The organism is Streptomyces mashuensis (assembly GCF_014654785.1).
Classification (GTDB): domain Bacteria; phylum Actinomycetota; class Actinomycetes; order Streptomycetales; family Streptomycetaceae; genus Streptomyces; species Streptomyces mashuensis.
On record NZ_BNBD01000007.1, the window covers coordinates 153,011 to 173,786 of the forward strand.

General features: G+C 75.1%; 2 protein-coding genes. Both read left to right on the forward strand.

The features are described from left to right. Positions 1 to 4,941 (forward strand): type I polyketide synthase, encoded by a 4,941-nt coding sequence (locus IE305_RS18705; protein ID WP_190130790.1) that lies wholly within the window; start codon positions 1 to 3, stop codon positions 4,939 to 4,941. Positions 4,942 to 5,257: 316 nt separating this feature from the next. After that, positions 5,258 to 20,773 carry a type I polyketide synthase gene (locus IE305_RS18710; RefSeq protein WP_190130791.1) on the forward strand — a complete coding sequence of 5,172 codons (15,516 nt, stop codon included), beginning with the start codon at positions 5,258 to 5,260 and terminating at the stop codon, positions 20,771 to 20,773. Positions 20,774 to 20,776: the final 3 nt, after the last annotated feature.

The window sequence follows — 20,776 nt, forward strand, 5'->3', positions numbered from 1 at the left end:
ATGGCGAATGAAGCAAAGCTCCGGGAATACCTCAAGAAGGTCACGACAGAACTCGACGAGACGTACGGCCGGCTGCGGGAGATCGAGGACCGGGCGCGCGAGCCGATCGCGATCGTGGCGATGAGCTGCCGCTTCCCGGGCGACGTGCGGTCGCCGGAGGACCTGTGGCAGCTGCTGGAGTCCGGCGGCGACGCCCTCACCCCCTTCCCGGCCGACCGCGGCTGGGACCTCGACGAGCTGTACGACCCGGACCCCGAAGCACGCAACACCACCTACACGCGCGAGGGCGGCTTCGTCGAGGACGCGACCCGCTTCGACCCCGGCATGTTCGGGATCTCGCCGCGCGAGGCCCTCGCCATGGACCCGCAGCAGCGCCTGCTGCTGGAGACCTCGTGGGAGGCGTTCGAGCGGGCCGGCATCGACCCGACTGCGCTGCGCGGCAGCCGGTCGGGCGTGTTCGTCGGCGTCAACGGCTCCGACTACCTCAACGCCCTGCTGGAGACCGACGACGACTTCGCCGGCCACCTCGGCACCGGCAACGCCGCCAGCGTCATGTCCGGCCGCCTCTCCTACACCTTCGGCCTGGAGGGCCCGGCCGTCACCGTCGACACCGCCTGCTCCGCGTCGCTGGTCGCCCTGCACCTGGCGGTGCACGCCCTGCGCAACAACGAGTGCGAGCTGGCGCTCGTCGGCGGCGCACACGTCATGGCGACGCCCGGCCTGTTCGTCGAGTTCAGCCGCCAGCGCGGCCTGAGCGCCGACGGCCGCTGCAAGGCGTTCTCCGTCGACGCCGACGGCTTCGGCCCGGCCGAGGGCGTGGGCATGCTGCTCGTGGAGCGGCTGTCGGACGCGCGGAAGAACGGCCACCCGGTGCTGGCGGTGGTCCGCGGTTCGGCGATCAACCAGGACGGCGCGAGCAACGGCCTCACGGCGCCCAACGGCCCGTCGCAGCAGCGCGTCATCCGCCAGGCCCTCGCCAACGCCCGCCTGGGGGCCGCCGACGTCGACGTCGTCGAGGCCCACGGCACCGGCACCAGCCTGGGCGACCCCATCGAGGCGCAGGCCCTCATCGCCACCTACGGCAAGGACCGGCCGCAGGAACAGCCGCTGCTCCTCGGCTCGGTGAAGTCGAACATCGGGCACACGCAGGCCGCGGCCGGCGTCGCCGGCGTCATCAAGATGGTGCTCGCCATGCAGCATGGCGTGCTGCCGCAGAGCCTCCACATCGCCGAACCGACACCGCACGTCGACTGGTCGGCGGGCGCGGTCGAGCTGCTGACGGAGGCCCGCGACTGGCCGGAGACGGGACACCCGCGACGTGCGGGCATCTCGTCGTTCGGTTTCAGCGGGACGAACGCGCATGTGGTGGTGGAGCAGGCTCCGGTCGGGGACGAGGAGGAATCCGCGTCTGCTGTCCCCACCGATGGTGGGGTGGTGCCGTGGGTGCTTTCGGGGCGTACGGATGCGGCGCTTCGGGCGCAGGCCGAGCGGCTGCTTGCGGCGGTGGCCGGTGAGCGTCCGGCGGATGTGGGCTGGTCGCTGGGTGTGAGCCGGGCGGCGCTGGACCACCGGGCTGTGGTGGTCGGTCGTGAGATCGGTGAGCTGGTGCGTGGGCTGGAGGCTGTGGTCTCCGGTGAGCTTGCTGCTGGTGTGGTGCGGGGGGTGAACACCGGTGGTGGTGTGGTGCTGGTGTTCCCCGGCCAGGGCTCGCAGTGGCCCGGAATGGCTGTTGAGCTGCTCGAATCCTCACCCGCTTTCGCCGAGGCGATTGATGAGTGTGCTGCTGCGCTGAGCGCGTTCGTCGACTGGTCGCTGGTCGATGTGCTGCGGGGCGTGGAAGGCGCTCCGGGGCTGGACCGGGTGGACGTTGTCCAGCCGGTGCTCTTTGCGGTGATGGTGTCGTTGGCGCGGTTGTGGCGTTCGGTGGGTGTTGAGCCCGCTGCGGTGATCGGTCATTCGCAGGGTGAGATTGCTGCTGCGTGTGTGGCGGGTGTGCTGTCGCTGGAGGACGCGGCGCGGGTTGTGGTGCTGCGCAGCCAGGCCATCGGCCGGGTGCTCGCCGGCCCTGGTGGCATGGTGTCGGTTGCTCTGCCGGTCGACCAGGTGCGTGAGCGGATCGCTGCGTGGGGCGAGGAGCGTATCTCTGTCGCTGCCGTCAACGGCCCCTCGTCCGTGGTCGTGAGTGGTGAGAATGCTGCTCTCGACGAGATGATTGCTGCGTTCGAGGCGGAGGAGATCCGGGCTCGTCGCGTCCCCGTCGATTACGCCTCTCACTCCGCCCAGGTCGAGCTGCTGCGCACCGAACTGCTGGACGTCCTTGCTCCGATCCGTCCGCAGCCGGCTTCTGTGCCGATGCTGTCGACGGTGACGGGGGAGTGGGTCGAAGGCGGTGAACTCACCGCCGACTACTGGTTTCGCAATCTCCGTCAGACCGTTGAGCTGGAGAACGCCGTCCGCACGCTTGCCGCTCAGGGTTATGGCGTGTTCATCGAGTCCAGCGCCCACCCCGTCCTCGCCATGGGCATTCAGGAGACCCTGGAAGATCACGGCGCCAATGCCGCCGTCCTGGGCACTCTCCGCCGTGACGAAGGTGGGCTGGAGCGGTTCTACACCTCCCTCGGAGAGGCGTTCACCCACGGCGCCGACGTCGACTGGAACGCTGTCTTCGCCGGCAGCGCCCCCCGTCGCGTCGACCTGCCCACCTACGCCTTCCAGCACCAGCGCTTCTGGCCCGAGCCGGCCGACCTCTCCGCCTCTGCCTCCGGACCCGCGTCGGCTCAGGACGAGACCGACGCCCTGTTCTGGGACGCCGTCGAGCGCGAGGACCTCGAAGCGCTCGCCTCGCAGCTGGACATCGAGGCCGACCGCCCCTGGAGCGACGTCCTCCCCGCCCTGTCCTCCTGGCGCCGCAACAGCCGTGAGAAGTCCACCGTCGACTCGTGGCGCTACCGCACGACCTGGAAGCCGTTGGCCGAGGACCGTTCCGCCCGGCTCTCCGGCACGTGGCTGCTCCTCACCCCCGAGACCGGCAGCCCGTGGGCCGAGCCCGTCGTCCAGGCGCTCACCGACCGCGGCGCCACCGTCCGTACCCTGCCCGTCAGCACCGCAACGGCCACGGACCGCACCGCCCTCGCCGACCTGCTCGGCAAGGAGGCCGCCAACGCCGCGCCGGAAGCGCCTCTCGACGGCGTGCTGTCCCTCCTGGCCCTGCCCGCGGACCAGCGCCCGCTGCACTCCTCCCTCGCCCTCGTCCAGGCGATGGCCGATGCCGATGTCGCTGCGCCGCTGTGGTGCGCGACCAGCGGTGCGGTCTCCGTCGCGGCCGGTGAGCGCGTCGAGAACCCCGTTCAGTCGCTCGTCTGGGGTCTCGGCCGGGTCGCCTCGATGGAGCAGGGCGGCCGGTGGGGCGGTCTGGTCGACCTGCCCCCGGCCGTGGACGAGCGGGCGTCCACCCGTCTGGTGGCCGTCCTGGCGGGGGCCGACGACGAGGACCAGGTGGCCATCCGCGCCAAGGGCCTGTTCACGCGCCGTCTGGTGCGGTCGTCGCTCGACCGGTCGCCCGCGACCCGTACGTGGGAGCCCGGCGAGGGCACCGTTCTCGTCACCGGTGGTACGGGTGCGCTCGGTTCGCACGTCGCGCGCTGGCTCGCCGGCAACGGCGCCCGCCACCTGCTGCTCCTCAGCCGCCGTGGTGAGGACGCCCCGGGTGCCGGCGAGCTGCGCGAGGAGCTGACCGCCCTCGGTGCGCGGACCACCTTCGCCGCCTGCGACATGAGTGACCGCGCCGCCCTTGCCGCCGTTCTCGACGCGATCCCCGCCGAGCAGCCCCTCACCGCCGTCGTGCACACCGCCGCCGTCCTCGACGACGGTGTCGTGGAGGCGCTGACCGCCGAGCAGGTCGACCGGGTGCTGAGCGTGAAGGTCGACGGCACGCTGCACCTGCACGAGCTGACGCGCGAGCTGGACCTGTCCGCGTTCGTGCTGTTCTCCTCCTTCGCCGCCACCTTCGGCGCGCCCGGCCAGGGCAACCAGGCGCCCGGCAACGCGTTCCTGGAGGCGCTGGCCGAGCAGCGGCGCGCGGACGGGCTGGTGGCCACCACCCTCGCGTGGGGGCCGTGGGGCGACGGCAGCGCGGTCGGCGGTGCCGTGGGCGACCGCATGCGGCGCCACGGCATCAACGAGATGACGCCCGAGCTGGCCGTGACCGCGCTGCAGCACGCCCTGGACCGCGACGAGACGGCGCTGACCGTCATCGCCATGGACTGGAAGCGGTTCGCGCTGGCGTTCACCGCCGACCGCGAGCGGCGGCTGCTGCACGACCTGCCGGAGGCGCGGGGCGTCATCGAGAGCGCCCGGCGCGAGACGGCCGACGACCTGACCGGGGGAGTGCCGCTCACCCGGCAGCTGGCCGGCCTGCCGGCCGGTGAGCAGGAGCGGGTCCTCCTCGACCTGGTGCGGAGCGCGGTCGCGGCCGTGCTGGGGCACCAGGACGTGGCGGCCGTGGAGGCCAACCGGGCGTTCAAGGAGCTCGGTTTCGACTCCCTCACCGCCGTGGAGCTGCGCAACCGGCTGGGGGCGGCGTCGGGGCTGAAGCTCCCGCCGACGCTGATCTTCGACCACCCGACGCCGGGCGCCGTGGCGGCGTACCTGCGGGCCGAGGTCGTGCCGGACGCCGCCGGCTCCGGGGCGACGCTGCTGGAGGAACTCGACCGGCTCGAAGGGATGCTGGCCGGCAGCAGCCCCGACAACGTCGTGCGGGCCCGGGTGACGATGCGTCTCCAGGCGCTGCTCGCCAAGTGGAACGACGCGGACGTGTCCGCGCCGGCGGAGGCCGCGGCGGGCACCGGGGGCGGTGACGTCCTCGACGACGTCGACCGGCTCCAGTCGGCGTCGGACGAGGAATTGTTCGCCTTCATCAACAAGGACCTCGGCCGGGCCTGACACCCCGCACAGGCCCACCTCGGCAGAACAAAGACGCAATGCCGTCGATCAATTTCCGCAGCGGATTGGTTGACGGCATTCCGTCGCATCGGCAAGGATTTCCCCGAACCATCGACCCCGGTCTTCCCGCGGAATGACATGCCGGACCAACTCCCGGTCCGTGCGGTACGCCTGGGGTGCGTAGGGGGCGGTAAGGGGTTGTCGCAGCGGTTGACACCGTCATAGCCTCGCCCCAGAAGTCAATTGAATCGGGCATGTAATTCAATTGTTTTCCGGTTCGTTTTCCGATGCCGTCTGCCGTAAATGGGTTGCGTAAATGGCGAATGAAGAGACGCTGCGGGACTACCTCAAACTGGTTGCGGCGGATCTGCATCAGACCCGGCAACGCCTGCGCGAGGCCGAGGCGAAGAACCAGGATCCCATCGCCATCGTGGGGATGAGCTGCCGCTACCCCGGGGGCGTGGAGTCCCCCGAGGACCTGTGGCGGCTCGTCACCGGCGGCGAGGACGCGGTCGGCGACTTCCCCGCCGACCGTGGCTGGGACCTCGACACGGTCTACCACCCGGACCCCGAGAACCCGGGCACCTGCTACGTGCACCAGGGCGGCTTCGTCCAGGACATCGCGCGGTTCGACCCGTCGGTCTTCGGCATCTCGCCGCGCGAGGCCCTGGCCATGGACCCCCAGCAGCGGCTGCTGCTGGAGACGTCGTGGGAGGCGTTCGAGCGGGCCGGCATCGACCCGACGAGCATGCGCGGCAAGCAGGTCGGCGTGTTCGTCGGCACCAGCAACCACGACTACCTCAGCGTGCTCCTCAGCTCCTCGGAGAACCTCGAGGGCTACCTGGGCACCGGCAACGCGGCGAGCGTGGCCTCCGGCCGCCTCTCCTACACGTTCGGCCTGGAGGGCCCGGCGGTCACCGTCGACACGGCCTGCTCCTCGTCGTCCGTCGCCCTGCACCTGGCGGTACAGGCCCTGCGCAACGGCGAGTGCTCGCTCGCCCTGGCCGGTGGCGCCACGCTGATGTCGGCGCCCGGCACGTTCATCGACTACAGCAAGCAGCGCGGCCTCGCCATGGACGGCCGCTGCAAGGCGTTCTCGACCGAGGCCGACGGGTTCAGCCTCGCCGAGGGCGTCGGCATCCTGCTCGTGGAGCGTCTGTCGGACGCCCGCCGCAAGGGCCACCCGGTGCTCGCCGTCGTCCGCGGCACCGCCGTGAACCAGGACGGTGCCAGCAACGGCCTCACCGCCCCCAACGGCCCCTCCCAGCAGCGCGTCATCCTCCAGGCGCTGTCCAACGCCCGCCTCACGCCCGACGAGGTCGACGCCGTCGAGGCGCACGGCACCGGCACCGCCCTCGGCGACCCCATCGAGGCGCAGGCCCTGCTCGCCACCTACGGCAAGGACCGGCCCGAGGACCGGCCGCTGTGGCTGGGCTCGCTCAAGACCAACATCGGCCACGCCCAGGCCGCCGCGGGCGTCGCCGGCATCATCAAGTCCGTCATGGCGCTGCGCAACGGCGTCCTGCCCCGCACGCTGCACCTGACCGAGCCCACCCCGCACGTGGACTGGACGGCGGGCGCCGTCGAGCTGCTGACCGAGGCCCGTGACTGGCCCGAGCAGGACCGGCCGCGCCGCATCGGCGTGTCGTCGTTCGGCATGAGCGGCACCAACGCCCACACCATCCTCGAGCAGGCCCCCACCGAGGCCCCCGCCGCCGACGCCGCGGCCGACGGCGACACCGCCGCCGCGCCGCAGGCCCCGGCGGCCCCGCTGCCGTACGTGCCCGTGGTGCTCTCCGCGAAGGACGAGACCGCGCTGCGCGCCCAGGCGGCCGTCCTGCGCCGCCACCTGACGGACCACCCCGCCGCCGGCCTCGCCGACGTCGGCTACTCGCAGGCCCTCACCCGCGCCGCCCTGGACCGGCGCGCCGCCGTGGTCGCCGCGGACCGCGACGAACTGCTCGGCGCCCTGGAGACCCTCGCCACCGGCGGCACGTCCGCGGCGCTGGCGGACGGCACCGTCACCGACGGCAAGCTGGCGTTCCTGTTCACCGGTCAGGGCAGCCAGCGCCTCGGCATGGGCCGCGAGCTGTACGAGACGTACCCCGCCTTCGCCGAGGCCCTGGACGCGGTGTGCGCCGAGCTGGACGGCCACCTCCGCCGTCCGCTGAAGGACGTGCTCTTCGGCGACGACGCGGCGGTGCTGGACCGTACGGAGTTCGCGCAGCCGGCGTTGTTCGCCGTCGAGGTGGCGTTGTTCCGTCTGCTGGAGTCGTGGGGTGTCACGCCGGACTTCGTGTCGGGTCACTCCATTGGTGAGATCGCTGCTGCGCATGTGGCGGGTGTGTTCTCGCTGGCCGACGCTGCCGCGCTGGTCGCTGCTCGTGGTCGGCTGATGCAGGAGCTGCCCGAGGGTGGTGCGATGGTGGCGGTGCAGGCCACCGAGGACGAGGTCTCCGTCCGTCTGGTCGAGGGCGTTGCTGTTGCCGCTGTCAACGGGCCGTCGTCCGTGGTGATCGCGGGTGACGAGGACGCCGTCCTGCGCATCGCCGAGGGCTTCGCCGGTGAGGGCCGCAAGACGCACCGGCTCACCGTCAGCCACGCCTTCCACTCCCCGCACATGGACGGCATGCTGGCCGCGTTCCGCCGTGTCGCCGAGGGCCTCACCTACGACGCCCCCCGCATCCCCGTCGTCTCCAACCTGACCGGCGCCCTCGTCGCGCCCGACGACATGCGCGACCCCGAGTTCTGGGTGCGGCACGTCCGCGAGGCCGTCCGCTTCCACGACGGCGTCCGCCGCCTCGACGAGCTGGGCGTCACCACCTACCTGGAGGTCGGCCCCGGCGGCGTCCTCGCGGGCCTCGGCCCCGACTGCGCGACCCGCCCCGACGCCGCCTTTGTCGCCGCCCTCCGCACCGACCGGCCCGAGGCGCGGGCCCTCGCGGGCGCCGTCGCCCGGCTGCACGTGCGCGGCTGCTCGCCCGACTGGGCCGCGTACTTCGCCGGCACCGGCGCGCGCCGCGTCGACCTGCCCACGTACGCCTTCCAGCGCCGCCTGTACTGGCCGCGCGACGCGTTCTCCCACCCCACGCACGCCATCGGCTCCGACGCCCTCGACGCCGTCAGCGCCCGCTTCTGGGACGTGGTCGAGAACCAGGACCTGCCGGCGCTCGCCGGCACCCTCGGCGTCGGCCCCGACGAGCCCCTCAGCGCCGTCCTGCCGGCCCTGTCGGCCTGGCACCGGCAGAGCCGCGACCACTCCACCGTCGCCGGCTGGCGCTACCGCACCACCTGGCAGCCGCTGCCCGCCACCGCGCCCGCCGCCCTCACCGGCACCTGGCTCGTCGTCGAGCCCGCCGGCACCGGCGACGCCGCCACCGACGCGTGGACCGGCACTGTCGTGCAGGCCCTCGCCGGGCACGGCGCCACCGTGCTGCGCCTGGCCGCCGACGCCACCACCGAGGACCGCGACACCCTCGCCCGCCGCCTGGCCGAGACCCTCGCCGGCGACGCCCCCGCCGGCGTGCTGTCGCTGCTGGCCCTCGACGAGCGCGAGCACCCCGGCCACGCCGGGCTCCCCGCCGGTCTCGCCGGCACCACCGCGCTGCTCCAGGCCCTCGGCGACGCCGGCATCGACGCACCCCTGTGGTGCGCCACCCGTGGCGCCGTCAGCACCGGCCGCTCCGACCGCCTCACGCACCCCGCGCAGGCCACGGTGTGGGGTCTGGGCCGGTCCGCCGCGCAGGAGTACCCGGAGCGCTGGGGCGGCCTCGTCGACCTGCCGGAGACCCCCGGCGACCGCACCGGTGAGCAGCTCGCCGCCGTCCTCGCCGGCGTCGGCGAGGACGGCCCCGAGGACCAGCTCGCCCTCCGCGCCCAGGGCGTGTTCGCCCACCGCCTGGTCCGCGCCCCCCAGACCGGCCCCGACGGCGCGGCCGCCGGCCGCTGGACGGCGACCGGCACCGCCCTGGTGACCGGCGGCACCGGCGCGCTCGGCGCCCACGTGGCGCGCTGGCTCGCCCGCAACGGCGCCGCGCACCTGCTGCTCGTCAGCCGCAGCGGCCCCGGCGCGCCCGGCGCCGACGCCCTGCGCGCCGAACTCGCCGAGCTGGGCGCCGAGGTGACCGTCGCCGCCTGCGACGTCTCCGACCCGGCGGCCGTCGCCGCCCTCCTCGCCTCCATACCCGAGGAGCACCCGCTCAGCACCGTCGTGCACGCCGCCGGCGTCCTCGACGACGGCGTCCTGGACGCGCAGACGCACACCCGCATCGCCGGCGTGCTGCGGCCCAAGTCCACCGCCGCCACCGTCCTGCACGAGCTGACCCGCGACCTCGGCCTGTCCGCGTTCGTGCTGTTCTCCTCCTTCGCCGGCACCTTCGGCGGCGCCGGCCAGGGCAACTACGCGGCCGCCAACGCCCACCTCGACGCGCTCGCGGAGCACCGCCGCGGCCTCGGCCTGCCCGCCACCGTGCTCGCCTGGGGCGCCTGGGCGGACGGCGGCATGGCCACCGACCAGGTCGTCGCCGAACGGCTGCGCCTCGCCGGGATGCCGCCCCTGGCCCCCGAGCTCGCCCTCGGCGCCCTGCACACGGCGCTCGACGGCGACGAGACGTTCTCCCTCGTCGCCGACCTCGACTGGGACGTGCTCGCCCCGGGCCTGACCGCCGTCCGGCCCAACCCGTTCCTCGCCGCCCTGCCCGAGGCGCGCCGCGCCGTCGAGGCCGCCGGCACCGGCACGGACACCGCCGCCCAGCTCTCCTCGTTCCGGCAGGACCTCGCCGAGGCCGGCTCCCCGGCCGCCCGCGAGCAGCTCGCGCTCGACTTCGTCCGCACCCAGGTCGCGGCCGTCCTCGGCCACCCCGGCCCCGACTCGGTCGACCCCGGCCGCGCCTTCCGCGACCTCGGCTTCGACTCGCTGACCGCCGTCGAGATCCGCAACCTGCTCGGCGCGCTCACCGGGCTCCGCCTGCCCGCCACCCTCGTCTTCGACTACCCCAACGCCCGCTCCCTCGCCGCGTTCCTGCTCACCGAGCTGCACGGCGGCGACACCGGCGACAGCCGGCAGCCCGCCCGCACGGCGGCCGCCCACGACGGCGAGCCCATCGCCATCGTGGCCATGAGCTGCCGCTTCCCCGGCGGTGTCCGCACCCCCGAGGAGCTGTGGGAGCTGCTCGCCGCCGGCCGGGACGCCATCTCCGGCTTCCCCGGCGACCGCGGCTGGGACCTCGACTCCCTCTACGACCCCGAGGGCACCCGCGACAACACCACCTACGTCCGCGAGGGCGGCTTCCTCCACGACGCCGCCGGCTTCGACCCCGCGTTCTTCGGCATCTCGCCGCGCGAAGCCCTCGCCATGGACCCGCAGCAGCGCCTGCTGCTGGAGACCTCGTGGGAGGCGTTCGAGCGCGCCGGCATCGACCCGACCGCGCTGCGCGGCAGCCGCACCGGCGTCTTCGCCGGCACCAACGGCCAGGACTACCTGTCCCTCATGCTCGCCGCGCCCGACGGCACCGAGGGCTTCCTCGGCACCGGCAACGCCGCCAGCGTCGTCTCCGGCCGCGTCTCCTACGCCCTCGGCCTGGAGGGCCCCGCGGTCACCGTCGACACGGCCTGCTCGTCGTCGCTCGTCGCCCTGCACTGGGCCATCCAGGCGCTCCGCAACGGCGAGTGCGAGCTCGCCCTCGCCGGCGGCGTCACCGTGATGTCCACGCCCGCCTCCTTCGTCGACTTCAGCCGCCAGCGCGGCCTCGCCGCCGACGGCCGCATCAAGGCCTTCGCCGCCGGCGCCGACGGCACCGGCTGGGGCGAGGGCGTGGGCATGCTGCTCGTCGAGCGGCTGTCCGACGCCCGCCGCAACGGCCACCCCGTCCTCGCCGTCGTCCGCGGCAGCGCCGTGAACCAGGACGGTGCGAGCAACGGCCTCACCGCGCCCAACGGCCCCTCCCAGCAGCGCGTCATCCGCCAGGCCCTGGCCGCCGCCGGGCTGACCACGGCCGACGTCGACGCCGTCGAGGCCCACGGCACCGGTACGACGCTGGGCGACCCCATCGAGGCGCAGGCGCTGCTCGCCACCTACGGCCAGGAGCGGCCGGAGGACCGGCCACTGTGGCTGGGCTCCATCAAGTCCAACCTCGGCCACACCCAGGCCGCCGCGGGCGTCGCCGGCATCATCAAGATGGTCATGGCGATGCGCCACGGCACCCTGCCCAAGACCCTCAACGTCGACGAGCCGACCCCGCACGTCGACTGGGCCTCCGGCGCCGTCGAACTGCTCGCCGAGGCCCGGGAGTGGCCCGAGACGGGCCGCCCGCGCCGGGCCGCCGTGTCCTCCTTCGGCATCAGCGGCACCAACGCCCACACCATCATCGAGCACGTCCCCGACACGGCCGGCGAGGAGCCGGCCGCGGTCGCCGAGGGGCCCGCGCCGCTGCTGCTCTCCGCCCGGGACACCGCCGCGCTGCGCGACCAGGCCGCCCGCCTCGCCGCGCACCTCGCCGCGCACCCCGGCCTGAACCTGACCGACGTGGCCCACTCGCTGGCCACCGGCCGCACCGCCTTCGAGCACCGCGCGGCGCTGCCCGCCCGCGACCGCGCGCACGCCCTGACCGCACTGGCCGCCCTGGCCGGCGGCGAGCCGGCCGCCGGCCTGACCGAGGGCACGCCGGACGGCGGCAAGCTGGCGTTCCTGTTCACCGGGCAGGGCAGCCAGCGCCTCGGCATGGCCCGCGAACTCCACACGAACCACCCCGAGTTCGCCCGCGCCTTCGACGCCGTCTGCGCCCATCTCGACCAGCACCTCGACCGGCCCCTGGCCGACGTGGTGTTCGGTGACGACGCGGCGGTGCTGGACCGTACGGAGTTCGCGCAGCCGGCGCTGTTCGCCGTCGAGGTGGCGTTGTTCCGTCTGCTGGAGTCGTGGGGTGTCACGCCGGACTTCGTGTCGGGTCACTCCATTGGTGAGATCGCTGCCGCACATGTCGCCGGGGTGTTCTCGCTGGCCGACGCTGCCGCGCTGGTCGCTGCTCGTGGCCGGCTGATGCAGGAGCTGCCCGAGGGTGGTGCGATGGTGGCGGTGCAGGCCACCGAGGACGAGGTCTCCGTCCGTCTGGTCGAGGGCGTTGCTGTTGCCGCCGTCAACGGGCCGTCGTCCGTGGTGATCGCGGGTGACGAGGACGCCGTCCTGCGCATCGCCGAGGGCTTCGCCGGTGAGGGCCGCAAGACGCACCGGCTCACCGTCAGCCACGCCTTCCACTCCCCGCACATGGACGGCATGCTCGACGCCTTCCGCGACGTGGTCGCCGGCCTGACCTTCCACGCCCCCACCCTGCCGGTCGCCTCGAACCTCACCGGTGGCCTCGTCACGGGCGACGAGATGACCTCGCCCGAGTTCTGGGTGCGGCACGTCCGCGACGCCGTACGCTTCCTCGACGGCGTCCGCGCCCTCGAAGCCGCCGGCGTGACCACCTTCGTCGAGCTCGGCCCCGACGGGGTGCTGACCGCCCTGGCCCAGGACTGTGTCGAGGGCGACGGCCTGGCGTTCGTGCCCGTCCTGCGCAAGGACCGTGCCGAGGCCGAGACGCTCACCGCGGCCCTCGCCCGCGCCCACGTCCGTGGCCTGGCCGTCGACTGGGCGGCGTACTTCGCCGGCACCGGCGCCCGCCGCGTCGACCTGCCCACGTACGCCTTCCAGCACGAGCGCTACTGGCCCACCCTGCCCGACGTCCTGCCCGGCGACGTCGCCGCGGCCGGGCTCACCGAGACCGGCCACCCGCTGCTGACCGCCGCGGCCGAACTGCCCGACGGCGACGGCACGCTGCTCACCGGCAGGCTCTCCCTGCGCAGCCACCCCTGGCTCGCCGACCACGCCATCACCGGCTCGGTGCTGCTGCCCGGCACCGCCTTCGTCGAGCTGGCGCTCCGCGCCGGCGACCAGGTGGGCTGCGACCACCTGGAGGAGCTGACGCTCCAGACCCCGCTGGTGCTGCCCGAGCACGGCGGCGTCCAGCTGCGGCTCGCCGTCGGCGCCGCCGACGCCGCCGGGCGCCGGCCGCTGACGCTGCACTCCCGGCCCGAGGACGCCCCCGACGACGAGCCGTGGACCCGGCACGCCACCGGTGTCCTGGCCACCGGCGCCCCCGCCGCCCCCGAGCCCGGCCCGGCCGCCTGGCCGCCCGCCGACGCCACGGAGCTGCCCGTCGCCGACCGCTACGACCAGCTGACGGCCATCGGCTTCGACTACGGCCCCGCCTTCCGCGGCCTGCACCGGGCCTGGCGGCGCGACGGCGAGATCCTCGCCGAGGTCCGGCTGCCCGACGACACGGCCCGGCACGCCCCCGCCTACGGGCTGCACCCCGCGCTCCTCGACGCCGCGCTGCACGCCATCGGCCTGGACGGGCTCGGCGCCACCGACGGGCAGGGCCGCCTGCCGTTCGCCTGGACCGGCGTCACCCTGCACGCCGCCGGCGCCGCCGCGCTGCGCGTCCGCCTCACCGAGGCCGGCACCGACAGCGTCCGCCTGGAGATCACCGACACCACGGGCGCTCCCGTCGCCACCGTCGGTGCCCTGGACCTCCGCCCGGTCGCCGGGCAGCAGCTCCAGGCCGCCCGTGCGACCCTGCACGAGGCACTGTTGCGCCCCGAGTGGACCGTCCTCCCGGCCGCCGGGGGGACCGCGCAGGCCCCGGAGCGGGCCGTCGTCGGCGACGACGACCTGGGCCTCGGCGCGCCCCTGCACTCCGGTCTCGACACGCTCGTCGACGCCATGGACGCCGGCGCGCCCGTGCCCGGCGAGGTCGTCGTGGCTCTCGCCGCCGACCCGCAGCTCACGCCCGACGCCGTGCGTGCCGCCGCCCACCAGGCCCTCGGCCTGGCCCAGGCGTGGCTCGCCGACGAACGCTTCGCCGCGTCCCGGCTCGTCCTCGTCACCCGCTCCGCCGTCGCCTGCGACGCCGGCGACCCGGTCGACCACCCCGCCCAGGCAGCGCTGTGGGGCCTGATCCGCTCCGCCGAGACGGAGAACCCGGGCCGCTTCGTCCTCGTCGACACCGACGGCACCGACGCCTCCCGGCAGGCCCTGCCCGCCGCCCTCGCCACCGGCGAGCCCCAACTCGCCCTGCGCGACGGCACCGTACGCGCCGCCCGCCTGGCCCGCGCCACCGCCACCGGCGCCGAGCCGCGCCCGTACGACCCGGACGGCACCGTCCTGGTCACCGGCGCCTCCGGCGCCCTGGGCGGGCTCTTCGCCCGCCACCTGGTCACCGAGCACGGCGTACGGCACCTGCTGCTGCTCAGCCGCAGCGGCGCCCCCGCCGGCCTCGTGGCCGAACTGACGGCGCTGGGCGCCCAGGTGACGTCGGCCGCCTGCGACGTCGCCGACCGCGACGCCCTGGCCGGTGTCCTGGCCGCCGTGCCCGCCGAGCACCCCCTCACCGGCGTCGTCCACGCCGCCGGTGTCCTCGACGACGGCACCATCGGCTCGCTCACCGCCGAACGGCTCCACCGCGTGCTGCGGCCCAAGGCCGATGCCGCGCTGCACCTGCACGAGCTGACCCGCGACCTCGACCTGGCCGCGTTCGTGCTGTTCTCCTCCTCGTCCGGCACCTTCGGCGGCCCCGGCCAGGGCAACTACGCGGCCGCCAACGCCTTCCTCGACGCGCTCGCCGCCCACCGCCATGCCCAGGGGCTGCCCGCCACCGCGCTGGCCTGGGGCCTGTGGGCCGTCGCCGACGGCATGGCCGGCGGCCTCGACGAGGCCGATGTCGCCCGCATGCGGCGCGCCGGACTGCCGCCGCTCACCGCCGAGGAGGGCCTGGAGCTCCACGACGCCTCCCGCACCGCCGGCGTCCCCGCCCTGGTGCCCATGCGCGTCGACACGGCCGTCCTGCGCGGCCAGGCGGAGGCCGGCACCCTCGCCCCGCTGCTGCGCGGCCTGGTCCGCACGCCGGTGCGGCGCGCCGCCGCCGCGGCCGCGGCCGCCGACTCGGACCTGGGCCGGCGCCTCGCCGGGCTGACCGCCGACGAGCAGGAGCGGCTGCTGCTCGACCTCGTCCGCGGCCGCGTCGCTGCCGTCCTGGGCCACTCCGGCCCGGAGTCCGTCGCCACCGGACGGGCGTTCAAGGAGCTCGGCTTCGACTCGCTGACCGCGGTCGAGCTGCGCAACCAGCTCAACGCCGCCACCGGCCTGCGCCTGCCCGCCACCACCGTCTTCGACTACCCGGACCCCACCACGCTCGCCCGCCACCTGCGCACCGAGCTCACCGGGGACGCGGACGACACCGGCGGCACGGCGGTGGTCGCCGTCACCGCGGCGCCCGCCGACGAGCCCATCGCGGTCGTCGCGATGAGCTGCCGCTACCCCGGCGGCGTCCGCACCCCCGAGGACCTGTGGGCCATGCTCGCCGCCGGCGCCGACGGCATCAGCGGCTTCCCCGCCGACCGCGGCTGGGACCTGGCCTCCCTCTACCACCCCGACCCCGACCACCAGGGCACCTCGTACGCCCGCGAGGGCGGCTTCCTGCACGACGCCGCCGAGTTCGACCCGGCGTTCTTCGGGATCTCGCCGCGCGAGGCCCTCGCCATGGACCCCCAGCAGCGCCTGCTGCTGGAGACGTCGTGGGAGGCGTTCGAGCGCGCCGGCATCGACCCTCTGTCGGTGCGCGGCAGCCGCACCGGCGTGTTCGCCGGCGTCATGTACCACGACTACGGGGCACGCCTGCACGCCATCCCCGACGAGGTCGAGGGCTACCTCGGCACCGGCAGCTCCAGCAGCGTCGTCTCCGGCCGCGTCGCCTACACGTTCGGCCTCGAAGGCCCGGCGGTCACCGTCGACACGGCGTGCTCGTCGTCGCTGGTCGCCCTGCACCTCGCCGCGCAGGCGCTGCGCAACGGCGAGTGCGAGCTGGCCCTCGCCGGCGGTGTCACCGTGATGTTCACGCCCGGCACCTTCATCGAGTTCAGCCGCCAGCGCGGCCTGGCCGCCGACGGGCGCTGCAAGTCGTTCGCCGCCGCGGCCGACGGCACCGGCTGGGGCGAGGGCGCGGGCGTCCTCCTCCTCGAACGCCTCTCGGACGCGCGGAAGAACGGCCACCAGGTCCTCGCCGTCATCCGTGGCTCCGCCGTCAACCAGGACGGCGCCAGCAACGGCCTGACCGCACCCAACGGCCCCTCCCAGCAGCGCGTCATCCGCCAGGCCCTGGCCAACGCCCGTCTGTCGTCGGGCGACGTCGACGCCGTCGAGGCCCACGGCACCGGTACGACGCTGGGCGACCCCATCGAGGCGCAGGCGCTGCTGGCCACCTACGGTCGTGACCGCGCCGAGGACCGGCCGCTGTGGCTCGGCTCCGTGAAGTCCAACCTCGGCCACACGCAGGCCGCCTCCGGCGTCGCCGGCGTCATCAAGATGGTGCTCGCCCTGCGCCACGAGCGGCTCCCGCAGACCCTGCACGTCGACGAGCCCACCCCGCACGTCGACTGGGCCGCCGGAAACGTGGCACTCCTCACCGACGCCCGCGACTGGCCGCGCGCCGGCCGCCCCCGCCGCGCCGGCGTGTCCTCCTTCGGCATCAGCGGCACCAACGCCCACGTCATCGTCGAGGAGGCCCCGGCCACCCCGGCGCCCCGCGACCCGGCCCCCACCCACCACCTGCCCGTGGTGCCGCTCCCGGTGTCGGCCCGCGGCGACGACGCGCTGCGCGCCCAGGCCCGGCACCTGCGGTCCCACCTGCTCGCCGAGCCCGACGCGTCCCTGACCGACGTCGCGTACGCGCTCGCCACCACCCGCCCCGCGCTGGAACAGCGCGCCGTCGCCCCCGTCCGCGACCGCGACGAGGCCCTCACCGTCCTCAACGCGCTCGCCCACGACGCACCGGACCAGCGACTGCTGCGCGGCACCGCCACCGAGGGCAAGCTCGCGTTCCTCTTCACCGGCCAGGGCAGCCAGCGCCTCGGCGCCGGCCGCGAGCTGTACGCCACGTACCCGGCGTTCGCGCAGGCCCTGGACGCGGTGTGCGCCGAGATCGACGGGCGCCTCACCCGGCCGCTGAAGGACGTCCTCTTCGGTGACGCCGCCGCCCTGCTGGACCGCACCGAGTTCACGCAGCCGGCCCTCTTCGCCGTCGAAGTGGCGCTGTTCCGCCTGCTGGAGACGTGGGGCGTCAAGCCCGACGTCCTCTCCGGCCACTCCATCGGCGAGATCGCCGCCGCCCACGTCGCCGGGGTGTTCACCCTCGCCGACGCGTGCGAGCTGGTCGCCGCCCGCGGCCGGCTGATGCAGGAACTGCCCGCCGGCGGCGCCATGGTGGCCGTCGAGGCCGCCGAGGACGAGCTGGCCGGACTGCCCGACGGCGTCGGCATCGCCGCCGTCAACGGCCCGTCGTCGCTGGTGATCGCCGGTGACGAGGACGCCGTCCTCCGCATCGCCGAGGACTTCGCCGGCCGCGGCCGCAAGACCCGCCGCCTCACCGTCAGCCACGCCTTCCACTCGCCCCACATGGACGGCATGCTGGCCGGCTTCCGCAAGGTCGCCGAGTCCCTCGCGTACGCCGAGCCGCGCATCCCCGTCGTCTCCAACGTGACCGGCGCCCTCGTCTCCGACGAGATGTCCTCGCCCGACTTCTGGGTGCGGCACGTCCGCGACTCCGTCCGCTTCCTCGACGGCGTCCGCGCCCTGGCCGCCGCCGGCGCCACCACGTTCGTCGAGCTGGGCCCCGACGGGGTGCTGACCGCCATGGCCCAGGACTGCGTCGACGGCGACGACCTGGCGTTCGTGCCGGTGCTCCGCAAGGACCGGTCCGAGGCCGAGACGCTCACCGCGGCCCTCGCCCAGGTGCACGTCCGCGGCCTGGCCGTCGACTGGGCGGCGTACTTCGCCGGCACCGGCGCGCGCCGCGTCGACCTGCCCACGTACGCCTTCCAGCGCCGCCGCTTCTGGCTCGACGTGGGCGTCTCCGTCGAGGACGTGCTCGCCGCCGGCCTGGAGACCGCCGGCCACCCGCTGCTGGGCGCCGCCGTCGAACTGCCCGAGTCCGGCGGACTCGTGTTCACCGGCCGGCTGTCCCTGCACACCCACCGGTGGCTCGCCGACCACACCGTCATGGACACCGTCCTGCTCCCCGGCACCGCCTTCGTCGAACTCGCCCTCCACGCGGGCCACGAAGCCGGCTGCGACACGCTGGAGGAGCTGACGCTGGAGGCCCCGCTGGCCCTCCCCGAAGAAGGCGCCGTCCACCTCCGGCTGTGGACCGGCCCCCTCGACGACACCGGACGGCGCGCCCTCGCCCTGCACTCCCGGACCGAGGACGCCCCCGACGACGAGCCCTGGGTGCGGCACGCCACCGGCGTCCTCACCACGGGCCCCGCCGCCGCCCCGTTCGACCTCGCCGCCTGGCCGCCCGAGGGCGCCACCGAGGCCCACACCACCGGCCTCTACGAGGAGGCCGCCCGCGCCGGCCTCGGCTACGGCCCCCTCTTCCAGGGCCTCACCGCCGCCTGGCGCCGCGGTGACGAACTCTTCGTCGAGGTCGGCCCCGTCGAGGGCCACGACGCCGGAGCGGACCCCGCAGCCTTCGGGCTCCACCCCGCCCTCCTCGACGCCGCCCTGCACGGCATCGGCCTCGCGCACCCCGCCGAGGACGGCGCCACCGGGCCGCGCCTGCCCTTCGCCTGGACCGGCGTCACCCTGCACGCCACCGGCGCCGGCACCCTCCGCGCCCGGATCGCCCCCACGACGTCCGGGGCCCTGTCCCTGCACGTCGCCGACGGCACCGGCACGCCCGTCGCCACGGTCGACGCCCTGGTCCTGCGCCCGGTCACCGCCGGCCAGCTGACCACGGCCCGCACGGCACACCACGAGTCGCTGTTCCGCGTCGCGTGGACGCCGCTGCCCGCGAGCACCGCCACTGCCACTGCCCCGGTCGCGCGCCGGGCCGTCCTGACGGCCGGCACCACCAGCACCACCGGTGTCCTCGGTGACGGCTACGACACGTACGCCGACCTGGCCGCGCTCGGCGACGCCCTGGCCGACGGCACGCCCGCACCCGACATGGTGCTCGTGCCGCTGACCGGCGACACCCGGCCCGGCGACGTGCCCGGCGCCGCCCGCGCCGCCACCCACGCCACGCTGCGCCTCCTCCAGGAGTGGCAGGCCGACCCCCGGTACGCCGACACGCAGCTGGTGTTCGTCACCCGCGGCGCCGTCGCCGTGACCCCCGGCGAGGACGTCACCGACCTGGTGCACGCCCCCGTCTGGGGCCTCGTCCGGACCGCGCAGTCGGAGAACCCGGGCCGGTTCGTCCTCGTCGACACCGACGGCACGGACCCCTCCCGGCGCCTCCTCGACGCCCTGCGGCTCACCGACGAACCGCAGCTCGGCCTCCGCACCGGCACCGCCCACGCCTTCCGCCTCGCCCGCGTGGAGAAGGCGGAGAAGGCAGAGGAACCGGCGGGCCGGAACGCGCAGGCCCACGGCACCGTCCTGATCACCGGCGCCGCCGGCACCCTCGGCCGGCTCTTCGCCCGCCACCTGGTCACCGAGCACGGCGTCCGCCACCTGCTCCTGGCCGGCCGGCGCGGCGACGCCACCGAAGGCGCCGCGGCCCTCACCGAGGAACTGCGCGCCCTCGGCGCCGCCGTCACCTGGGCGGCCTGCGACGCCGCCGACCGCGACGCCCTGGCCCGCACCCTGGCCGCCGTCCCCGACGAGCACCCGCTCACCGGCGTCGTGCACGCCGCCGGCGTCCTCGACGACGGCGTCCTCGAATCGCTCACCCCCGAGCGCCTCGACCGCGTGCTGCGGCCCAAGGCCGACGCCGCCTGGCACCTGCACGAACTCACGCAGGACCGCCCGCTCACCCTGTTCGCCCTCTTCTCCTCCGTCGCCGGCCAGTTCGGCGGCGCCGGACAGGGCAACTACGCGGCCGCGAACACCTTCCTCGACGCCCTCGCCCAGCACCGCCGCTCCCTCGGGCTGCCCGCGGTCTCGCTGGCCTGGGGCCTGTGGGAGGCGTCCGACGGCATGGCGGGCGCCCTCACCGAGGCCGACCTCACCCGCATGGCACGCGCCGGCGTGGCCCCGCTGCCGTCCGACGAGGGCCTGGCCCTGTTCGACGCCGCCGGGAGCCTCGACGACGCCCTGCTCGTCCCCATGCGCACCGACGCGGGCGGACTCCGCGCCCAGGCCGTCGCCGGCACCCTGCCGCCGCTGCTGCGCGGCCTGGTCCGCACCACGGCCCGGCCCACCGCGGCAACCGCCACGGCCACCGCCGCCCGCACCGCCGACCCCGCCTCCGCCGCCTCGCTGCGGGACCGGATCGCCGGCCTCACGGACGACGAGCGCGACCGCGTCCTCCTGGACGCCGTCCGCACCCACGTGGCCGCCGTCCTCGGACACGACGCCACCGACACGGTCGACACCGCACGCGGCTTCCTCGACCTGGGCTTCGACTCGCTGACCGCCGTCGAACTCCGCAACCGGCTCGGGGCCGCCGCCGGTACCCGCCTCCCGGTCACGCTGATCTTCGACTACCCGACGCCCGCCGCACTGGCCTCCTACCTGAGCGCCGAACTGCGCCCGGACAGCGGCCCGGACCGGCGCTCGGTCCACGCCGAACTCGACAAGCTGGAGTCGCTCCTCACCGCGATCGGCCCCGACGACGACGAGCGGGCGGACATCACCGCCCGGCTGCGCGACCTGATGGCCACCTGGAACGCCGGCGCCCCCCAGGGCACCACCGGCGCAACCACCGGTGGCTCCACCGCCGGGGACGACCGCGCGATCGAGTCCGCCACCGCCGACGAGATCTTCGACCTCCTCGACGAGGAGCTCGGCCTCTCATGACGC